Source organism: Amycolatopsis sp. NBC_00355, assembly GCF_036104975.1.
Classification (GTDB): Bacteria; Actinomycetota; Actinomycetes; order Mycobacteriales; family Pseudonocardiaceae; genus Amycolatopsis.
On the sequence record NZ_CP107982.1, the window covers coordinates 749,621 to 762,784 of the forward strand.

Here is a 13,164-nt window from a genome sequence, read left to right on the forward strand (position 1 = left end):
GGGTCAGGTGCGCGGCGCGGCCGTGCTCTCGCGCCGGGTCAGCCGCGGGTCGAGCAGCCGGACCTCCGGCGTGGAATGGCCGCCGAGCCGGCGCATGGTCATCTCCACGGCCTGGGCGCCGACCTCTTCGGCCGGGATGGCGACGGAGGTGAGCGCGACCGGGTGCTGCTCGGCCATGCTGTCGGGGCAGACGGCGATCACCGAAATGTCCTGGGGGACACGAAGACCGCGTTGGCGCAGGTGCGTAAGCAGTCCGGGGAGGACGGCTTCGTTGTGCACGACGAGGCCGGTCAGGCCCGGGTCGGCGGCGAGCAGTTCGTCCACACAGGCGCTCACGGCTTCGTAGGAGTGCGCGCACGGCCGGTTCGTCGCGCGGACGCCCCGGCTCCGCGCGGTGTCGTCGAACCCCTGCAGGAACCGCGTCGCGTAGCTGGTGCCGCGCCGGTAGACCGCGGGGGAGGGGCCGATCAGCGCGACCGAGCGGTGGCCGAGGTCGGCCAGGTGCGCGACGCACGCCGAACCGGCGGCGGTGAAGTCGAGGTCGACGCAGCTCAGCCCGGCCGGGTGATCGGGCACGCCGATGAGCACCACGGGCAGGTCGAGCGCGATGAGCATCGGCACCCGCGGGTCGGCGGCTTCGACGTCCATCACCATCAGCGCGTCGGCGATCGCCGACGACGCCACCCGCTGCAGCGCGGCAGGGCCCTCGTCCTTGGTGAGCAGCAACAGGTCCTGGTCGTGCGCGCGGGCCGCGGTGACCGCCGCGGCGACGAACTCCATCACGACGGCGACGTTGAGGTCGGTGCGCAGCGGCACGACCAGGGCCAGCACGTTCGTCTTGCTGCTCGCGAGCGCGCGGGCGCCCGCGTGCGGGTGGTAACCGAGCTTGCGGATGCTCTCTTCGACCAGCCGGCGGGTCTTCGGCGAGATCGAGCGCTTGCCGCTGATCACGTACGACACCGTGCTGGGGGCCACCCCCGCGGCATTGGCGACGTCGTTGATCGTGACCACGGGCGGCCTCCTGGAGACATGGGGCAGGGGAAGTGCGAGTCGAAGCGCATCGACGATGGGACGAAGGTAGGGGACACTCGGCCGGAACACAAGGACTATTGCCAGTCGGCCAACAATTCGATTCACCTTCGACGTGAGTGTCACTCGTCGAATTCGTCGAACACTCTTGCGGGTCGATGTTTCAGCAGGTCAGAACGAGGTTCTTTGGGAAATCGAAATTACCTGGGAGCGTGTCCGGGAGGACTTGACCTTACCCGGATCGGGTGCCGGCGACCCCGTGTCCGGGGGTATTGGATCGGCCGCCGGTCGAATCGTTTCGACGAATCCCGGGAAGGTTACCGGTTACGGCGAATCCGGTTTCCGGCCTACTCCCGCGTAAGGAAGGACGTTGATCGCCGGGTCGTCGGACATGTCGCCGGCACCCTCGGGATTCCACAGCGCACAGCCGACCAGGCCCGGCTCGACCAGGTCGAAGCCGTCGAAGAAGCGGAGGACCTCTTCTTGGGTGCGCGGAAACGGCTGGTTCTGCTGGTTCTGCTGGGTGGTGTAGACCTGCACCGCCTCGCCGAGCTCCGTCGCCGACTCGGTGTCGGCCGCGACGTGCGTCAGGGCCAGGAAGCTGCCGGGCGCCAGCCTTTCGCGGTAGCGGGCGAGGATGCTCACCGGGTCCCACGAATCGGGCACGAAGTGCAGCAGCAGCAACATGAACAGGCCGGTCGGCTGGCCCGGGTCGAGCAGCTTGCCGGCACCCGCGAAGATCTCGTCGACGTCGCGCAGGTCCGCCTGGATCACCGCGCAACGGTCGTTGCCCTGCAGCAGCAGCTCGCTGTGCGCCACCGCGACCGGCTCGCGGTCGACGTACACGACGCGGCACGAAGGGTCGGCCTGCTGGACGATCTCGTGCAGGTTCCCCACCGTCGGGATGCCCGCCCCGACGTCGAGGAACTGCCGGATCCCGGCGTCGACCATGTGCCGCGCGGCGCGGCGCAGGAACGCGCGGTTGAGCCTCGCGGCGTCGCGGATACCCGGCATGATCTTGAGGATCTGCTCCCCGAGCGCGCGGTCGGCGGCGAAGTTGTGGTCGCCGTCGAGCCAGAAGTCGTACACCCGCGCGGGATTCGGCACCGAGGTGTCGACCTCCGACGGTACCCAGCTCGTTTCCCCGGTCACCCTGACCTCCACCCCTCGCGGACTTGCCGGCGACATCGGCCGGCGATATCGATCGGCGGCATCGATTGACGGCGGAGTGTAGCCCCGCTCATCCGTTCGTGTGGCGGCACTGCCGGTGTTCTCGCCGCCGGTCCTAGGGTGTGCCCGGTGACGAACGACCCGCGCGCCGTCCCCGGTCGCCGGCCAGTGCTCGGGCACACGGTGGCGCTGCTGCGCGACCCGCTGAAACTGTTCGATTCCCTGCCCGCGCACGGAGATGTCGTCGAACTGCGCCTGGGGCCGCTGCCGGTGCACGTCGTCACCAGCCCCGAACTGGCCTGGCGGGTACTGGCCACCGACGCCGACAAGTTCGACAAGGGCCTCGTCTTCGACAAGATGCGCCCGCTGTTCGGCGACGGGCTGGCCACCTCGAACGGCGAGCTCAACCGCCGGCAGCGCCGGATGGTCATGCCCGCCTTCGGCCGGACGCGGATCGCGGGCTACGCCGAGAACACGATGACCGCCCTGGCCGACGAGCTGGCCGGCTCCTGGCGGCCCGGCGAAGTCGTCGAGTTCGACCAGCGGATGCAGGACCTGGTGCTCACCATCGCCGGGCAGACGCTGTTCTCCACCGCCCTCGGCGACGACGTGCTCGCCGAGATCCGCCGCTCGATTCCGATCATGCTGAAGTACGTGCTGGTCCGGGCGTTCTCGCCGAAGTTCGTCGAGAAGCTGCCGATCCCGGCGAACCGCCGGTTCGACGCCGCCGCGGCCCGGCTGCGCGAGGTGATCGGCGCGACCGTCGTCGCCGCGCGGAAGGAGGGCGCCGACCACGGTGACCTGCTGTCGATGCTGCTGGCGGCGCGGGACGAGGACACCGGCGAGGGCATGTCCGACCGCCAGGTGCACGACGAGGTCATCACGATCCTCACCACCGGCGCCGAAACGACCGCCGTGGCGCTGGCCTGGTTCTTCCACGAGCTCGGGCAGCACCCGGATGTCGAACGGCGGTTCCACGCGGAGGTGGACGAGGTCCTCGACGGCCGTCCCGCACGCTTCGAGGACCTGCCGGAACTGGTCTACACGAACCAGATCGTGAACGAGATCGTCCGCCGCACCCCGCCGCTGATCCTCATGCGCCGGGCGCGTGAAGACGTCGAACTCGGCGGTGTCACGATCCCCGCGGGCAGCGAGGTGGCGGTCAGCCAGCACACGCTGCACCGGGATCCGCGCTGGTTCCCCGAGCCCGGGCGGTTCGACCCGGACCGCTGGGCGCCCGGACGGGCCGCGGAACTGCCGAAGGGCGCGTACATCCCGTTCGGGGCCGGCGCGCGGCTGTGTCCCGGGCACGTGTTCGCGCCGACCGAGATCGCCATCGTCGCCGCGACCATCGGCGCCCGCTGGCGGCTGGTCCCGGTGCCGGGCAAGAAGGTCCGGGCGCAGCTCAAGGCCACGATGCAGCCGAACCGGCTGCCGATGACCGTGGTGCCGCGGCAGACCTGACGGTGCCTGATCGGCTACCAGGTGTAGTGTTTCGTGGTCCTCAGCTCGTCACCCGTCCGGAGGGAAGAACGGCGTGAGACTGCCGGTCAAGCTGACGTCGGCGTTGTTCGCCTGCGTCGTCCTGCTCGGGTCCCTGACCGCCGCGGTCCCCGCCGAAGCGGCCGCGATCTCCTGCGCCGACACGGATCTGCCGGTCACCGGGCCCGGGCTGCCGCCGCTCGTGCCGGGCGCGCCCGCGACGGTGCACGGCCGGCTGTGCCTGCCCGCCGGCGCGGTGCCGGACGCCGTCCAGCTGCTCGTGCACGGCGGCACGTACAACAGCGCGTACTGGGATCTGCCGTACCAGCCGGAGCGCTACTCCTACCAGCGCGACATGGCTTCGCACGGCTACGCGACGTTCGCCGCGGACCAGCTCGGCGCCGGCGGCAGCAGCCACCCGCTCAGCCTGCCGCTGACGGTGCAGGCCGAAGCCGAGGCGCTGCACGAGGTGATCGGCCACCTGCGCGCCGGGCACGTCGGCGGCACGGCGTTCGCGAGGGTCGTCATCGTCGGCCACTCGGTCGGGTCCGGGGTCGTCGCCGTGGAGGCGGGGACCTACCACGACGTCGACGGCGTGATCCTGACCGGCGTCACGCACCTGCCCGCGCTGCCGGTGCTGGCGCTGGGCGCGGCGCTCGGGCTGCAGCCGGCGTCGTTCGACGACCAGCTGGCCCACCTGGGCAGCGACCCGCTGTACTTCACGACGCGGCCGGGGGCGCGGGCCGGGCTGTTCTACGCCGCCGGTGACGCCGACCCGGGCGTGATCGCGGCCGACGAAGCCACGAAGGACCAGGTCTCGGTGCCGGGGATGGGCACGGTGGCGTTGTTCGGCATCGTGCTGCCCGCGACGTGGGGAATCACCGTCCCGGTTTTCCAGGTGGTCGGGGAAAAGGACGTGCTTTTCTGCGGGCTGCTCGCCCTTCGCGACTGTTCGAGCGCCGCGACACTGCGGGCCCAGGAGGCGCCGTATTACCGGGACCCGTCGAAGCTGTCGATGTTCGTGCTCCCCGGCGCGGGGCATTCCGTTGCGCTGCACGAAAACGCCGGACAGTACCGGGATGCCACCCGAACGTGGCTGAATGACCGGATCGGCGTAACTGCTCAGGGTTATCACTCGATTGGATGAACACTGATCAGTGCGCGTGACGCCATTTCGCGCCAAGATATATCGGTTCCCCGAGCTGGAGTGCGCACTAGACCCTTGGACAGGCTGAAGTGACTGCTCCCCACCCCCACGGCGCTTCGCGCGCGAAGCCGTCCGCCGAACGAGCGGCGCGACGGCTCCGTACCCTCGCGCGCAAATGGGGTTACCTGGTCAGCACCACGGCGTACCTGCCGTACACGCCCGACGAGATCGAGCAGGAGCTGTCGATCCTGGTCGGCTGGCTCTTCGAGGCGGTCGCGAGCGACCCGCAAGGTGTCGAAGAGGCGGCGGCGGCCGGTGGGCGCCTGGTGGAGCTGCGCTGCGTCGGCCCGGAGAGCCTGCGCCGCTCCATGGAGGTGCTCGGCAAGGGCCTGCTGCGCGAGCCGGAGCTGCGCGGAGTCGCCAAGCTGGCGGAGCGGGTCGTGCTGGTCCTCGGCGCGTTGAGCTCCGGGTACAGCGAGGCGCTGCGCGAGGACATCCAGAAGCGGCAGGAGGGCCTGAGCCGAGCGTTGCTGAAGGTGGAGCAGGAGACCCGGCGCAAGCAGGTCCTCACGCGCGCGCAGTTCGAGGAGGTCTTCGCCGGCTCGGCCACCGGCGTCGCGATCACCGACCTGGACGGCCGGGTGCTGCGTGTCAACGCGGCGCTCGCCAAGACGCTCAACCGCACCCCGGCCGAGCTCGCCGCGCGGACCCTGTTCGAGTTCGTCCACCCGGACGACGTCGACGTGCTGCGGGAGGGCTACGCGGATCTGCTGTCCGGCCGGTTGCACCGGCTGCGGGCCGGCCGCCGGCTGGTCGGCCGGGACGGCGAGCCGATGTGGGCCACGTTCGTCGCGGCCGTGGTCCGCGACGCGATCGGCGAGGCCCAGCAGCTGATCACGCTCGTCGACGACGACACCGAAGTGGCGCTGCTGCAACGGCGGCTGAGCCACCAGGCCCTGCACGACGTCCTCACCGGGCTGCCCAACCGGCAGTTCTTCGGCACCCGGCTGGAAAACGCGCTGCGCGAGGCCGACCAGGCCCGCGGCGTCACGCTCTTCCACCTCGACCTCGACGGCTTCTCCCTGATCACCGGCGGGCTCGGCCAGGACCTCGGCGACAAGCTGCTGCGCGGCGTCGCGGCGAAGCTGAAACTCGTGTTCGAGGACGAGAACGCGCTCATCGCGCGGCTCGGCGGCGACGAGTTCGGTGTGGTGGTGCAGAACGGCGAGGACACCCCGGACGTCGGGTCGCTGGTCCGCCGGATCAACCACGAGCTCGCCGAGCCGGAGTACGTCGACGGGACCCACGGCGTCGCGCTCTCGGCCAGCATCGGCGTCGTCCACCGGCCGCCGCGCGACACCGCGCCGGCCGAGCTGCTCCGCGCGTCGGACCTGACGCTGCGCCGCGCCCAGCGGGCGGGCAACCAGTGGGGCCTGTTCGACCGCGAGCTGGATCGCCGTGACCGCCACGAGTTCGGCCTCGCGGCGTCGATGGCGGGCGCCTGGGAGAACGGCGACGTCGAGATCGTGTACCGGGTGCTGGTGGACCTGGCCGCCGAAGACGAGCCGGCCGCGATCGAGGCGCGGCTGCGCTGGACCCACCCGGCCGAAGGCGAGCTGTCGCACGAGACGTGCGTGCGGCTGGCGGGCGAGACCGGGCTGGCGCTGCCGCTGGGCACGTGGCTGCTGCGCACGGCGGCCGAGCACCTGACGGCGGCGGGCATCGAGGTCCCGCTCGTCGTCGAGCTCGGTCCGCACCAGGCCGCCGACCCCGACCTGGTCGGCGAGGTCCGCGCGGTGCTGGCCGACACGGGCCTGCCGCCGCAGCGTCTCCGCCCGGGCTTCCCGGCGACGACGTTGCTGGCCGAAACCGGCGACGCGGTCGACAACCTGAAGGTCCTGGCGGAGATCGGCATCCCGGCCGAGATCCACGACTTCGGCGCGGCGGGCGACGTCACGTTCCTGGCGGACCTCCCGATCCGCACCGTCCGGATCGCGTCGTCGGTGGTGTCACGCCGGAGTCACCCGCTGGTGGAGCGGTCGCTGGCGTCGCTCATCGAGGTGGCCCACCTGGCGGGCGCGAAGGTGGCGGTGGCGGGCGTCGAAACGCGCGAACAGTCGGCGTGGTGGCGGGAGCACGGCGCGGACTACGCGTCGGGCCCGGCGTTCGCGGACCTGCCGGACGGCTTGCCCTCCTGCTGAGCCGTGAGTGTCCAGGGCGGTGGGAACCGTCCTGAACGCTCACGACCGGTGCGTCAGATCCGGACCAGGACCTCGTCCAGGGACTTGCGCCGCAGGTCCGGGACCACGCAGTCGTCCGCCGGGTAGCCGACCGGGATCACCGCGAACGCCCGTTCGTTGCGGGGCCGGCCCAGCAGGTCGCCCAGGAAGCGCATCGGGGACGGCGTGTGCGTCAACGCGGCCAGGCCGGCCACCTGCAACGCCGTGAGCAGCATGCCGACCGCGATGCCGACCGACTCGTCGACGTAGTAGTGCTTGTGCACGCCGCCGTCCTCGTCGACGGCGAACCGTTGCTGGAACACGACGATCAGGTACGGCGCGTCGGTCAGGTGCGGTTTCACGGCGTCCGTTCCCAACGGCCGCAACGCGTCCAGCCACGCTTCGCCGAGCCGGCCGTCGTAGGAGATCTTCTCTTCGGCCTCCGCCGCCTCCCGGATCCGGCGGCGCACCGACGGATCCGAGACGAGGACGAACGTCCACGGCTGCTGGTGCGCGCCGCTGGGGGCGGTGGAGGCGACGGCGATCGCGTCGAGCACCGCGCCCTCGGGGACCGGGTCGGGGGAGAACATCCGGACCGAGCGGCGCTGCTCCATGCGCTGCCGGAGTTCGGCGACGTTCGACGTGGCTTCGGCGGCGGGCAGGCGGGCGGGCCGGTACGGGACCGGGTGATAGGTCATGGCGGAATTGTGGCGGGGAACACGCCGGGCGCAGCAGGGCCGAACGTACGATTTGCGACCCTGCGGCGTTCGCTCGCCGGACGGTTAGGGCGGCCTTGCTTCGGAAATTACGCCATGCGGCGCAAGGTAAGTGGGCCATTCGGTCCTGTCGCGCGAAGTGACCCCGTCATTACTCTCCAGTAGAACGAAGTGGTGTCGATCACAGCCGCTCAGAGTCGCCGGAGGAGGCCCCATGGCGTCGCGCGTGCGAGGAACGGCCTCCGAAGACCGGCGCGACCCGCGGCTCAGGCACATCACCGGCTGCCTCACCTGCACCCTCAAATGCGCGTACTGCGGGCTGCCCGTACGGCTGACCGGACCGGGCGACCACCCCGGCTACGGCGTCGTCGAGCAGGTCGCCGGAGACGGGCCCGCCCCGGATCTGGTGCTGCTGCACCGCTTCTGCCGCAGCGCGCTCGGCCGCTGCCGGACGCGGGGGTGCGTGCTGCGGCGCGCCCACCTCGGCCGCGCGACCGAGCAGTACGAAACCGGCCGCCGCCGTCCCGGGCGCTACCAGCGCCTCGGCGTCCGCCGGTCGCCCGACCTCGATCTGTACCGGAAACACTGGCGGGTCGCGAAGATGCGGTACGCGTGCAAGGCGTGCCGCTACTACACCGGCTCGCACTGAGCCTTCCCCTTAAGCACGTCACGGAGGACTCGTGCTCGTTCGCCTCATCCTCGGCCTTCTCATGACCGTCGTCGGCCTCGCCGTCGCCGGGCGCCGGGTCCTGTTCCTGTACCACCTGATCAAGGCGGGCCAGCCCGACACCAAACGCTCCGGCGAGCTCGGCAAACGCGCCACCGCCCAGCTGCGGGAGGTCTTCGGCCAGCGCAAGCTGCTCAAGTGGTCGGTGCCCGGCCTCGCGCACCTGTTCACGTTCTGGGGCTTCGTGATCCTCGCTTCGGTCTACCTCGAGGCGTACGGCGCGCTCTTCGACGAGGATTTCGCGATCCCGTGGATCGGGCACTGGGGCCCGCTCGGGTTCCTGCAGGACTTCATCGCCGTCATGGTGGCCGTCTCGCTGGGCGTGTTCGCCGTGCTCCGGATCCAGCAGGCCCCCGAGCGCAAGGACCGCGCGTCCCGGTTCTTCGGCTCGCACACCGGCGGCGCGTGGCTGATCCTGTTCATGATCTTCAACGTCGTCTGGACGATGTTCTTCTTCCGCGGCTCGTCCGCGGCGTCCGGCAACTTCCCGTACCACTCGGGCGCGTACGTCTCGCTCGGCGTCGGGAACCTCCTGGAGCCGCTGGGGCACGGCACGACCGAGGTGCTGGAGACCGTCGGGCTGCTGCTGCACATCGGCGTGATGCTGGTGTTCCTGGCCATCGTGCTCTACTCCAAGCACCTGCACATCTTCCTGGCCCCGCTCAACGTCACCGCGAAGCGGCTGCCGGACGCGCTCGGCCCGCTGCTGCCGATGGAGTCCGCCGGCAAGCCGATCGACTTCGAAGACCCTGGTGAGGACGACACGTTCGGCCGCGGCAAGATCGGCGACTTCACGTGGAAGGGTTTGCTCGACTTCTCGACGTGCACCGAGTGCGGCCGCTGCCAGTCGCAGTGCCCGGCGTGGAACACCGGGAAACCGTTGTCCCCCAAGCTGCTCATCATGAGCCTGCGCGACAACATGTTCGAGGAGGCGCCCTACATCCTCAGCGGTGAGGAGCACGAAGGCGCGCGCCCGCTGGTCGGGACCGAGGCCGACAACGGCGTCATCGACCCGGACGTCCTCTGGTCGTGCACCACGTGCGGCGCGTGCGTCGAGCAGTGCCCGGTGGACATCGAGCACGTCGACCACATCGTCGACATGCGCCGCTACCAGGTGATGATCGAGTCGGCGTTCCCGACCGAGCTCGGCGGGCTGTTCAAGAACCTGGAGACCAAGGGCAACCCCTGGGGCCAGAACAACTCGGAACGCCTCGCCTGGACGAAGGACATCGGCTTCGACGTCCCGGTGTTCGACGGCGAGCTGGCCGAGGACGTCGAGTACGTCTACTGGGTCGGCTGCGCGGGCGCGTTCGACGACAACGCCCGCAAGACCGTCCGCGCCACGGCGGAGCTGCTGCACATCGCCGGCGTGAAGTACACCGTGCTCGGCAAGGAGGAGTCCTGCACCGGCGACCCGGCGCGGCGGGCGGGCAACGAGTTCCTGTTCCAGATGATGGCGCAGCAGACGGCGGAGACGCTCAACGCCGTGTTCGAGGGTCGTGAGGAGCGGCTGCGAAAGATCGTCACGACGTGCCCGCACTGCCTCAACACGCTCAGCCGGGAGTACCCGGACCTGGACGGGCACTACGAGGTCGTCCACCACACGCAGCTGCTCAACCGGCTCGTGCGCGCCGGCCGGCTGACCCCGGTCAAGCCGGTCGAGGACGGCCCCAAGGTCACCTACCACGACCCGTGTTACCTCGGGCGCCACAACAAGGTCTACACCCCGCCGCGCGAGCTGGTCGGGGCGACGGGCGCCACGCTCGAAGAGATGCCCCGCCACGCCGACCGCGCGCTCTGCTGCGGCGCGGGCGGCGCCCGGATGTGGATGGAAGAGCAGATCGGCAAGCGCATCAACCTGGAGCGCGTCGACGAAGCGATCGCCACGGACGCCGAGACGATCGTGACGGGCTGCCCCTTCTGCCGCTCCATGCTCACCGACGGGCTGGTCCAGCGCCAGAGCGAGCAGAAAGCGGAGAACGTCGACGTCCGCGACGTCGCCCAGCTGCTGCTGGAGCGCGTGAAGGCGCCGGAGGTCGCACCGAAACCCTGACCCCCGCGTATCTTCCGGCCGCTTCCCGGCTCTGACCGGAGCCGGGAAGCGGGGGAGGGGCGCTGGCGCCGCGGGAGACGGCGACGATCGAGACGCTCGACGGGGCCGTGACGAGGTTGGCGGTGTGCTATGGCTTATGGCTGGTCGGCCGCGGGCCGGAGGCGCACCTGAGGCTGTACTCGGACCAGGTGAGCCTGCGGCACGCTTGGATCCGGTGCGACGCGCGCGGCACTGGGGTGTCCGACGCGGGGTCGCGCACCGGCACCCTGGTCAACGGCGAGGCGCTGGCGCCGCGGCGGGCCCGGCTGCTGCGCGACGGCGACCGGGTGACGTTCGGGTTCGGGCGGGGTGCGTCCAGGCTGCTCCGGTACTTCGAAGCCGGGCCGGAGGTGGGCCTGGGCGGCACCCTGCTGACCGTGGGCGTGGTGGTGACGGTGCTCGGGCTGGTGCCGGCTAACCGTCCACAGTGGAAGTGACCATAGTGGACTTCGTGGCGTCGGCCGGGTTCTTGCTCCCGAGATCCGCGGTTGGGACCTTGTAGGTCTCCCGGGCCGTCGCCGCGGCGATCGCGGCCATCACGCAGACCGCCGCCGTGAAGATCGAGACGCCCAGCCAGTCCGACTTGCCGGAGCCGATCGCGGCCACCACGCTCGGGGCGAAACCCGCGACCGCGAAGCCGATCTGGGTGCCGATCGCCATGCCGGACAGGCGGACGCGCGCCGAGAACATCTCGCCGTACAGCGACGGCCACACCCCGTTGACGCCGGAGTACGCGACGCCGAAGAGGACGATGCCGAGCACGAACAGCAGGGCGTACGAGCCGATCGAGATCGACCACAGGTACGGGAAGATCAGCACGCCGCAGGCGAGGCAGCCGGTGATGAACACCGGCTTGCGCCCGACCCGGTCGGCGAGCCCGGCCAGCAGCGGGATCGCCGCCAGGGCCACGATGTTGGCCAGCACGCCCACCCACAGCATCGGGGTGCGCGCCAGGCCGATGGTGTTGACCGCGTAGCTCAGCGCGAAGACGGTGAAGATCGTGCTGACCGAGGCGATCGTCGCCGCGACGATCACGCGCAGGACGTCGGCCCAGTGGTGGCGGAAGAGCACCGCGACCGGCAGCTTCGCGACGTCCGTGCGGGCGAACACCGGGGTTTCGTCGAGCTTGCGGCGGATGACGAAGCCGACGACCACGACGGCCGCGCTGCACCAGAACGGGATCCGCCAGCCCCACGTCAGCAGGTCGGCCTGGGGGAGCGCGGCGACCGGGAGGAAGATCGCGGTGGCCAGGATCTGCCCGGCCTGCGTGCCGCTCAGGGTGAAGCTGGTGAAGTACGCGCGACGCCGTTCGGGGGCGTGTTCGAGTGACATGGAGTTCGCGCCGGCCTGCTCGCCGGCCGCGGAAAGTCCTTGCAGCAGGCGGAGAACGACCAGCAGGATCGGCGCGAGCACGCCGACGGTCGCGTAGGTGGGCAGGCAGCCGACGGCGAACGTCGCGAAGCCCATCAGGAGCAGCGTGAACACCAGGACGCGTTTGCGGCCGAAGCGGTCGCCGACGTGGCCGAGGATGAACGCGCCGACCGGCCGGGCGGCGTAGCCGACGCCGAAGGTGGCCAGCGCGAGCAGCGTGCCGGTCGCGGGGGAGGAGGCGGGGAAGAAGACCTTGTTGAACACCAGTGCGGCGGCGGTGCCGTAGATGAAGAAGTCGTAGTACTCGAGCGCACTGCCGATCCAGGCGGCCAGCGCCGCCTTGCGGGGCATCGATGCGGTCACAGGGGTGCTCCTGACGTCCGTGCTTCGTTGCTCAGAGTCGGCGGGGAAGCGGGTCGTTAATGTACGATCTGGTTAGTTAATACAGAGTGCGAGAAGGCGCCCTGGGTGTCAAGAGATCCTTTTCGGGCCGGCGAAGCTGCCGTCCGCGCACTGGAGTGTGGGGGCGGAGAGGGACGGGTCAGCGAGCCGTCAGGTAGCCGATCACCAGGTCGCTCAGCATCTCGCGGTACCGCTCGCGCCGGGCCGGGTCCAGCATGTCGCGGCCGAAGATCGCCTGGAACGTGTGGCGGTTCGCCAGCCGGAACACGCAGAACGAGCTGATCAGCATGTGGATGTCGAGCGGGTCGGCGTCGTCGCGGAAGCGGCCGGCCGCGCGGCCGCGCTCGAGGATGCGGGTCAGGCCGCCCAGCGCCGGGTCGGCCAGGCCGGCCAGGATCTCCGACTGCTTCAGGTGATCCGCGTGGTGGATGTTCTCGATGCTGACCAGCCGGATGAAGTCGGGGTTGGCCTCGTGGTGGTCGAACGTCAGCGCGGCCAGCTCCCGCAGCGCTTCCTCCGGCTCGAGGTGCTCGACGTCGAGCTGCGATTCGAGGGTGCGGATCGCGGAGTACGAGCGCTCCAGCACGGCGAGGTAGAGCTGTTCCTTGCCGCCGAAGTAGTAGTAGATCATCCGCTTGGTCGTGCTGGTGCGGGCGGCGATCTCGTCGACCCGGGCGCCGGTGTAGCCCTTGTCCGCGAACTCCCGCGTGGCCACCGCGAGGATGTCGGCGCGCGTGCGTTCCTTGTCGCGCTGCCGCTCGGCCTCCGACGCTGGTGCGGCCACCGGGCTCCCTCCGCTGCTGGTCGAC

At 70.5% G+C, this 13,164-nt stretch carries 11 protein-coding genes; 6 read left to right on the forward strand and 5 right to left on the reverse strand.

Annotated elements, in window-relative coordinates:
* Positions 1-3: 3 nt before the first annotated feature.
* Together OHS18_RS03345 and OHS18_RS03350 are read right to left on the reverse strand one after the other, a co-directional pair.
* Complete coding sequence (locus OHS18_RS03345; protein ID WP_328456210.1) at positions 4-1,011, reverse strand: LacI family DNA-binding transcriptional regulator; 1,008 nt, start codon at positions 1,009-1,011, stop codon at positions 4-6.
* A gap of 342 nt (positions 1,012-1,353) precedes the next feature.
* Complete coding sequence (locus OHS18_RS03350) at positions 1,354-2,181, reverse strand: SAM-dependent methyltransferase (protein ID WP_328615870.1); 828 nt, start codon at positions 2,179-2,181, stop codon at positions 1,354-1,356.
* Positions 2,182-2,328: 147 nt separating this feature from the next.
* Between OHS18_RS03350 and OHS18_RS03355 the strand changes: the two genes are divergently transcribed.
* The 3 genes from OHS18_RS03355 (at position 2,329) to OHS18_RS03365 (ending at position 7,029) form a co-directional block, all read left to right on the forward strand.
* Positions 2,329-3,663, forward strand: a complete 1,335-nt coding sequence (locus tag OHS18_RS03355) for a cytochrome P450 (RefSeq protein ID WP_328615871.1) — start codon at positions 2,329-2,331, stop codon at positions 3,661-3,663.
* Positions 3,664-3,736: 73 nt separating this feature from the next.
* Positions 3,737-4,828, forward strand: a complete 1,092-nt coding sequence (locus OHS18_RS03360; protein ID WP_328615872.1) for an alpha/beta hydrolase — start codon at positions 3,737-3,739, stop codon at positions 4,826-4,828.
* Positions 4,829-4,917: 89 nt separating this feature from the next.
* Positions 4,918-7,029: a putative bifunctional diguanylate cyclase/phosphodiesterase gene (locus OHS18_RS03365; RefSeq protein WP_328615873.1), complete on the forward strand. Its 2,112-nt coding sequence runs from the start codon at positions 4,918-4,920 to the stop codon at positions 7,027-7,029.
* 53 nt (positions 7,030-7,082) lie between these two features.
* On the opposite strand, the gene OHS18_RS03370 is transcribed toward OHS18_RS03365, so the two are convergent.
* On the reverse strand, positions 7,083-7,745 hold the full coding sequence (locus OHS18_RS03370; protein WP_328615874.1) for a nitroreductase family protein: 663 nt from the start codon (positions 7,743-7,745) through the stop codon (positions 7,083-7,085).
* A gap of 232 nt (positions 7,746-7,977) precedes the next feature.
* Between OHS18_RS03370 and OHS18_RS03375 the strand changes: the two genes are divergently transcribed.
* From OHS18_RS03375 to OHS18_RS03385, 3 genes are all read left to right on the forward strand, one after another.
* Positions 7,978-8,412 (forward strand): hypothetical protein, encoded by a 435-nt coding sequence (locus OHS18_RS03375; RefSeq protein ID WP_328456198.1) that lies wholly within the window; start codon positions 7,978-7,980, stop codon positions 8,410-8,412.
* Positions 8,413-8,443: 31 nt separating this feature from the next.
* The gene (locus OHS18_RS03380) at positions 8,444-10,543 is read left to right on the forward strand and encodes a (Fe-S)-binding protein (RefSeq protein WP_328615875.1); all 2,100 of its coding nucleotides are present in this window, start codon (positions 8,444-8,446) and stop codon (positions 10,541-10,543) included.
* Positions 10,544-10,665: 122 nt separating this feature from the next.
* Entirely contained in the window at positions 10,666-11,019 is a 354-nt protein-coding gene (locus OHS18_RS03385) for an FHA domain-containing protein (protein WP_328615876.1), read from the forward strand.
* Here the strand turns inward: OHS18_RS03385 and OHS18_RS03390 are convergent.
* Positions 10,997-12,316 (reverse strand): MFS transporter, encoded by a 1,320-nt coding sequence (locus tag OHS18_RS03390; protein WP_328615877.1) that lies wholly within the window; start codon positions 12,314-12,316, stop codon positions 10,997-10,999. The two genes, OHS18_RS03385 and OHS18_RS03390, sit on opposite strands and share 23 nt — an antisense overlap.
* Positions 12,317-12,494: 178 nt before the next feature.
* Complete coding sequence (locus OHS18_RS03395; protein WP_328615878.1) at positions 12,495-13,139, reverse strand: TetR/AcrR family transcriptional regulator; 645 nt, start codon at positions 13,137-13,139, stop codon at positions 12,495-12,497.
* Positions 13,140-13,164: the final 25 nt, after the last annotated feature.